The sequence below is a fragment of the Mycobacterium sp. TH-M15 genome (assembly GCF_057473705.1).
Map to the genome: position 1 here is coordinate 1 of NZ_JBYCLB010000074.1, position 6,388 is coordinate 6,388.

The following is a 6,388-nucleotide window of genomic DNA, read 5'->3' on the forward strand; positions in this document are numbered from 1 at the left end:
CGTCGGTCCGGGGTGCTGCTGCTGCGCGATCCCGGTGTGCCGATCGACACCGGCGAACTGGATCTGCGCCCCGACCTGCCGTGGATCATCCGGGCCGGGCGGCACCTGGCGAAGTCCAAGCGCTACATTCCCGGGCTGGCCGTCGACGTCGACGACGACGCGGCGCTACCCGCGGCGGTGGCCGAGCAGGCGCAGGCCGGCGACGGCTGGGTGAAGCTGGTCGGCGACTGGATCGACCGCGCGGTGGGGGATCTGGCCCCGCTCTGGTCCGACGACGCGCTGGAGAAGGCCATCGACGCGGCGCACGCGCACGGGGCGCGGGTCACCGCGCACGTCTTCGGCGAGGAGGCGCTGCCCGGGCTGGTCAACGCCGGCATCGACTGCATCGAGCACGGCACCGGCATCACCGACGACGTCATCGAGTCGATGCTGGCCCACGGCACCGTGCTGGTGCCGACGCTGGTCAACGTCGCCAACTTCCCGGGAATCGCCGACTCGGCCGCGAAATACCCGATCTACGCCGCGCACATGCGGGCGCTGCACGCGAGCCACCGGGAACGGATCGGCGCCGCCCGGGAGGCCGGGGTGCCGATCTACGCCGGCACCGACGCCGGCGGGATGATCGCCCACGGCCGGATCGCCGACGAGGTGGCCGCGCTCACCGGGATCGGGATGAGCCCGACCGAGGCGCTCGGCGCGGCCTGCTGGGCTGCTCGGCGCTGGCTGGGCGCCCCGGCGCTGGGGCACGGCGCCCCGGCCGACCTGGTGTGCTTCGCGGGCGACCCGCGCACCGGCCCGGAGGTGCTCGGCGCACCGGATCTGGTGATGTTGCGCGGCCGGGTCTACTGAGCGGTGTGGCCGGGCAGTGGGCCGATCCACCGCTCGCTGCCGGCGATTCCGTCCGGGTGGGCGCGAAGGATCGCCTCGATGGCGCCGGCCAGGGCGGGGACGGCGGTGTGGGTCCGGGTGCGCGCCGACGGCAGCAGGATCAGGAATCCGGCTACAGCGGCCCGATGCCGGCCATCGGGTTCTGGGCGAACCCCCAGTCCAGCAGGGCGGCCGCCTGATCCCAGTAGGACGGCCCACCGCTCTGGATCAGCCCGTACATCATCGCCACCACCAGCCGTCGCCCGTCCCGGTCGGCGGCACCGACATAGGTCTTGCGGGCGGCGTTGGTGAAGCCGGTCTTGCCGCCGATGGCGCCCGGGTAGCGCTCCAGCAGCTCGTTGCTGTTGACGATCGGCACCTCGGCGCCGCCGGGCCCACCCGGGAACATCGCCGATCGCGCCCCGGTGATCCCGGCGAAGACCGGGTTGGCCAGCGCCGCGCGGAAAATGGCCGCCAGGTCGTGCGGGGTGGTCCAGCCGGGCCCGCCGTCGCCGTCGAGTCCGGACGGCGTGCTGGCGTGGGTGTTGGTCGCACCGACCGATTCGGCTTTGGCGTTCATCTTCGCCACCGCCTCGCCAGGGCCGCCGAGCAGCTCGGCCAGCGTGTTGGCCGCGTCGTTGCCGGAGACCAGCAGCAGCCCGTCCAGCAGCTGCCGCGCGGTGTAGCTGTGGCCTGCCTCGATGCCGGCGCAGCTGCACTCCACGTCGGCGTCGTCCGCGGTGGCGACCACGCTGGAGTCCAGGTCCACCTCGTCGAGGACGGTCAGTGCCAGCAGCACCTTGATCGTGCTGGCCGGTGGGTGTGCGGCGTATCCATCGCCCTCGGCCAGCACCTGCCCGCTGTCCAGGTCGGCGACGATCCACGACGGTGACGGCCCGGCCGGGATGGGCAGCGACCCGGGCGGCTGGGAGATGTCGGCGCCGGCGGGCTGGGGGGTGAACAGGCCGAGGGCGCTGACTGCGGTGGCGGCCGCGAAACTCGCGATGAACTTCCGCATGACCGCCCAGCCTAACGCCGGGCGCCGGTCGTGTTCAATCAAGGCATGGCGAGCCTGGCCGAGATATCCGATCGTTACGAGATCCAGCAGCTGCTGGTCGACTACTCCAGCGCCATCGACCTGGGTCGCTTCGACGACCTGGACCGGGTGTTCACCCCGGATGCCTACATCGACTATCGGGCGATGGGCGGTATCGACGGCCACTACCCGCAGGTGAAGGCGTGGCTGGCCGAGGTGCTGCCGAACTTCGCCGGCTACGCGCACATGCTCGGCCTGCCGTCGATCCAGGTCACCGGCGACACCGCCACCGCCCGGACGTTCTGCTTCAACCCGATGGTCTTCGCCGGCGAGCAGCCCACCACGATGCTGCTCGGGCTGTGGTACGACGACGAATTCGTCCGCACCCCCGATGGCTGGCGGATGAGCCGGCGGGTGGAGACCAAGTGCTTCGACCGGGCACCGGCATGATTTTCACCCGGCAACCCGGCTGTGGCACGATAGGCGACTGACACACGCGAGGCAAAACCGGGCGTGGGCAAATCCGCCCGCGTCGCCGAATTGCCGCGTGACACCTCAGGAGCGATTCATGGCTGTCAAGATCAAGCTGACCAGGCTTGGCAAGATCCGCAACCCGCAGTACCGCATCTCGGTCGCCGACGCCCGCACCCGCCGCAACGGGCGGGCCATCGAGGTCATCGGGCGCTACCACCCCAAGGAAGAGCCGAGCCTGATCGAGATCAACTCCGAGCGCGCCCAGTACTGGCTGTCGGTCGGTGCCCAGCCGACCGAACCGGTGCTCAAGCTGCTGAAGATCACCGGCGACTGGCAGAAGTTCAAGGGGCTGCCCGGCGCCGAGGGCAGGCTGAAGGTCAAGCCGGCCAAGCCGAGCAAGCTGGAGTTGTTCAACGCCGCGCTGGCCGAGGCGGAGGGTGCGCCCACCACCGAGGCGACGACGCCGAAGAAGAAGGCCAAAAAGGACGAGCCCAAGAAGGCCAGGAAGGCTGACGACGGCCCGGCCGCCGAGGCCCCGGCCGAGTCGGCGCCGGAGTCGGCCGAGTCACCGGCGGAGGCCGGACCGCGATGAGCGGTGTCGTGGTGGACGCCGTCGACCACCTGGTCCGCGGCATCGTCGACAACCCCGAAGACGTCCGGGTCGACATGGTGACCAACCGGCGCGGGCGCACGGTCGAGGTGCACGTCCACCCCGACGATCTGGGCAAGGTGATCGGCCGCGGCGGGCGCACCGCCACCGCGCTGCGCACCCTGGTCTCCGGCATCGGCGGGCGCGGCATCCGGGTCGACGTGGTGGACACCGACCAGTAGCCGACCGCCGATGGAGCGCGTGTGGAGCTGACCGTCGGGCGTGCGGTGAAGGCGCACGGGGTCACCGGTGAGATCGTCGTCGACGTTCGCACCGACGACCCCGAGCTCCGGTTTGCCCCGGGCGCCACGCTGCGTGCCAGAAGCCGCGCCGGTGCCGAACGCAGCTATGTCATCGAGACCGTCCGCCCGCACGGGGCGCGGCTGCTGCTGCGGCTGGCCGGGGTGGTGGACCGCGACGGCGCCGACGCGCTGCGCGGAGACCTGTTCCTGATCGACTCGGCGGACCTGCCGCCGATCGACGAGCCGGACACCTACTACGACCATCAACTCGAAGGCCTGCGGGTGCGCACCGTCACCGGCGCCGACGTCGGCACGGTGACCGAAGTGCTGCACACCGCCGCCGGTGAGCTGCTCGCGGTCCGCCGGGCCCAGGGCGGAGAGCTGCTGGTGCCGTTCGTGGCCGCGATCGTGACCGCGGTGTCGCTGGTCGATCGGATCGTCGAGATCGACCCGCCGGACGGTCTGCTGGATCTGCAACCATGAGAATCGACGTCATCACCATCTTCCCGGAGTATCTGGAGCCGATCCGACAGTCGTTGCCAGGCAAGGCGATCCAGTCGAACATCGTCGAGCTGAGGGTCCACGACCTGCGGGGCTGGACCCACGACGTGCACCGGTCGGTGGACGACACGCCGTACGGCGGCGGCCCCGGAATGGTGATGAGGGCTCCGGTCTGGGGCGCGGCGATCGACGAAATCTGTTCGGACGAATCGCTTCTCGTGGTGCCCACGCCGGCCGGTTCGCTGTTCGCCCAGGAGACCGCCGAACGGTGGACCGACGCGGCGCACCTGGTGTTCGCCTGCGGCCGCTACGAGGGGATAGACCAGCGGGTGGTCGACGACGCCGCCGGACGGATGCGGGTCGAGGAGGTCTCGATTGGCGACTACGTGCTGCCCGGCGGCGAGTCCGCGGCGCTGGTGATGATCGAGGCGGTGCTTCGGCTGCTCCCCGGCGTGCTGGGCAATCCGCGGTCGACGCAAGACGATTCGCACTCGCCGTGCCGGGACCGGCTGCTGGAGGCGCCGAGCTACACCCGGCCGGCCAGCTGGCGCGGTCACGACGTCCCCGAGGTGCTACTCTCCGGTGACCACGCCCGGATCGTCGCCTGGCGGCACGCCGCCGCGGTGCGACGGACCCGGGAACGTCGCCCGGAGCTACTGCCGGAACACGAGCGTCGGGACGACTAAACCCGGCCGTCCGGGAAGATGGTCTTCACCGCGCGGGTGATCGTGGCGCGCGCGGTCGCGTCGTCGGTGGGATGCAGCGACTCGATCACCACCACCCAACGGCGGTCCGGGCCCACCACCCCGGTCGACAGGTGCATCCAGTTGGCGCCGATGCAGCACATCCAGCCCTGCTTGACCGCCACCGGTTCGGCGTACAGGCCCTCCGGGATGCCGAACCGCTGCGGGTATCCGTCGATTCCGGACGGGGTGGAGCGAGCCAGGTCACCGATGATGATGTTCGCCCGATCGGCGGGCAGCCCACCGCCGCCGCTGAGCAGCATGTCGTAGTAGTGGACCAGGTCGGGAGCGGTGCTGATGGTGTTCCACCAGGCGCCGTCGTAGGGTGGCGTGGTGGTGCCCAGCCCGTAGCGGGCCACCACCCGGTTGATGATCGCGTTGCCGCCGTTGCGGTTCCAGAACTCCTGCGCGGCCCCGTCGTCGGAGGAGCGCAGCATGCTGTCCAGCAGCGCGCGGTCCTCGGCGGTCAGGCCAGCGGTGGGCTGCGACGGCAGCGCCGGCTCCGTCGTGGTCGGTTCGGCCACGCCGACCTGCTGCGGCTGCGGCGCGGCGATGGTCGGCCTGGTCGAGATGGCGTTCGGCTGGGAGTCGTTCATCAGCAGGTCGTCGGCGATGAACAGCTTGGCCACCGACGCCGTGGCGATCGTCTGGGTGTTGCCGTTGGTGACCAGCCGGCCGGTGGCCCGATCCAGCACCGCGACCGAGATGGTGGCGCCGGCGGCGGCGGCCTGCTCGGTGGCCTGCCGCATGCGCGTCTCCAGCGAATCGAACGCCACGCCCGGTTGCCCCACCGGCGCCCGCGGAGCCCCGATCGCGGTGACCACCGGAGTCAGGTCGACCACCCGGGTCGCCGGCGACGCGGCTGGCGCCGCCGCTGCGATGGGGGTCTGGAATTTCTCGTCGCGGCCGATCAGCGCCGCCGACATCAGCATCACGACGGCGAGCAGCAACACCGACGAGCGCGCGCGCATGGGCCTCCCTGACACACCTGATCCGGAACAACGACGTGGGCTCGCTGTTACTGTCGTCGGCCCGGCGACCAGGCTACCGTGCCGGTGTCCGACATTCCTAGTCACTCCGATTGTGCCTGTCGTCACGGCGTGGCGGCCCGACACGGCGGGCGATTTCACTGGCCGCGGACCGTCTGGCACAATTGAGCAGTTGTCTCGGCAGCCGGTGGCCGTTCGCCACGCCCGTACTGCCGATGAACTGCCCATGAACCCCGGCACGGATCAGCCTGAAGGACGCACCGAAAATGAACACGCTGGACTTCGTCGACAAGGCGTCGCTACGCGACGACATCCCGGCCTTCGGCCCCGGTGACACGCTGAACGTGCACGTGAAGGTGATCGAGGGTGCCAAAGAGCGCATTCAGGTGTTCAAGGGTGTGGTGCTTCGCCGACAGGGCGGTGGCATCCGCGAGACGTTCACCGTCCGCAAGGAGAGCTACGGCGTCGGCGTCGAGCGCACGTTCCCGGTGCATTCGCCCAACATCGACCACATCGACGTGGTGGTCCGCGGCGACGTTCGCCGGGCCAAGCTGTACTACCTGCGTGAGCTTCGCGGCAAGAAGGCCAAGATCAAGGAGAAGCGCTGATCTCGGTGCGCGTGGACCCGGCACCGGGCTTGTCGGCCGCGGTACGCCACCGACACCTGACTACCCTGTTCTCGTGACCGAAACCACCGATTCGCCGTCCGATCCGGGAGCCGACCCGACGCCCGCCGCGGTTGTCGCCGGTGAGCCGGCGGGCGCGCAGCCCCCGAAGACCCCGGAACCCGCCGCCGAGCAGGAACCGGAGGACGCCAAACGCTCGCTGCTGCGCGAGACCGGGGTGCTGGTCTCGATCGCTCTGGTGCTGTACTACCTGACGCTGAC

At 70.6% G+C, this 6,388-nt stretch carries 9 protein-coding genes and 1 pseudogene; 8 read left to right on the forward strand and 2 right to left on the reverse strand.

Going from position 1 to position 6,388, the window contains the following annotated elements; translation table 11 throughout:
• The coding region (locus tag AC2VNT_RS01845) for an amidohydrolase family protein (RefSeq protein ID WP_486945235.1) at positions 1 to 849 on the forward strand (849 nt) is incomplete at its 5' end.
• Positions 850 to 1,000: 151 nt separating this feature from the next.
• On the opposite strand, the gene AC2VNT_RS01850 is transcribed toward AC2VNT_RS01845, so the two are convergent.
• A complete protein-coding gene (locus AC2VNT_RS01850; protein WP_486945236.1) occupies positions 1,001 to 1,885 on the reverse strand; it encodes a D-alanyl-D-alanine carboxypeptidase family protein in 885 nt (294 codons plus the stop codon).
• 45 nt (positions 1,886 to 1,930) lie between these two features.
• Here AC2VNT_RS01850 and AC2VNT_RS01855 point away from each other — a divergent pair, with 45 nt between their 5' ends.
• From AC2VNT_RS01855 to trmD, 5 genes are all read left to right on the forward strand, one after another.
• The gene (locus AC2VNT_RS01855; RefSeq protein WP_486945237.1) at positions 1,931 to 2,353 is read left to right on the forward strand and encodes a nuclear transport factor 2 family protein; all 423 of its coding nucleotides are present in this window, start codon (positions 1,931 to 1,933) and stop codon (positions 2,351 to 2,353) included.
• A gap of 118 nt (positions 2,354 to 2,471) precedes the next feature.
• Positions 2,472 to 2,969: a 30S ribosomal protein S16 gene (gene rpsP, locus AC2VNT_RS01860; RefSeq protein ID WP_486945238.1), complete on the forward strand. Its 498-nt coding sequence runs from the start codon at positions 2,472 to 2,474 to the stop codon at positions 2,967 to 2,969.
• Entirely contained in the window at positions 2,966 to 3,208 is a 243-nt protein-coding gene (locus AC2VNT_RS01865; RefSeq protein WP_486945239.1) for an RNA-binding protein, read from the forward strand. The genes rpsP and AC2VNT_RS01865 overlap by 4 nt, the downstream gene beginning before the upstream one ends.
• Positions 3,209 to 3,229: 21 nt before the next feature.
• Positions 3,230 to 3,751, forward strand: a complete 522-nt coding sequence (gene rimM, locus AC2VNT_RS01870; RefSeq protein ID WP_486945240.1) for a ribosome maturation factor RimM — start codon at positions 3,230 to 3,232, stop codon at positions 3,749 to 3,751.
• On the forward strand, positions 3,748 to 4,455 hold the full coding sequence (trmD, locus tag AC2VNT_RS01875; protein WP_486945241.1) for a tRNA (guanosine(37)-N1)-methyltransferase TrmD: 708 nt from the start codon (positions 3,748 to 3,750) through the stop codon (positions 4,453 to 4,455). The genes rimM and trmD overlap by 4 nt, the downstream gene beginning before the upstream one ends.
• Here trmD and AC2VNT_RS01880 read toward each other — a convergent pair.
• On the reverse strand, positions 4,452 to 5,483 hold the full coding sequence (locus tag AC2VNT_RS01880) for a serine hydrolase (protein ID WP_486945242.1): 1,032 nt from the start codon (positions 5,481 to 5,483) through the stop codon (positions 4,452 to 4,454). The genes trmD and AC2VNT_RS01880 overlap by 4 nt on opposite strands.
• Positions 5,484 to 5,767: 284 nt before the next feature.
• Here AC2VNT_RS01880 and rplS point away from each other — a divergent pair, with 284 nt between their 5' ends.
• Positions 5,768 to 6,109, forward strand: a complete 342-nt coding sequence (gene rplS / locus AC2VNT_RS01885) for a 50S ribosomal protein L19 (protein WP_486945243.1) — start codon at positions 5,768 to 5,770, stop codon at positions 6,107 to 6,109.
• Between the two features lie 73 nt (positions 6,110 to 6,182).
• Positions 6,183 to 6,388: pseudogene (locus tag AC2VNT_RS01890) on the forward strand (signal peptidase I); the annotation flags it as partial.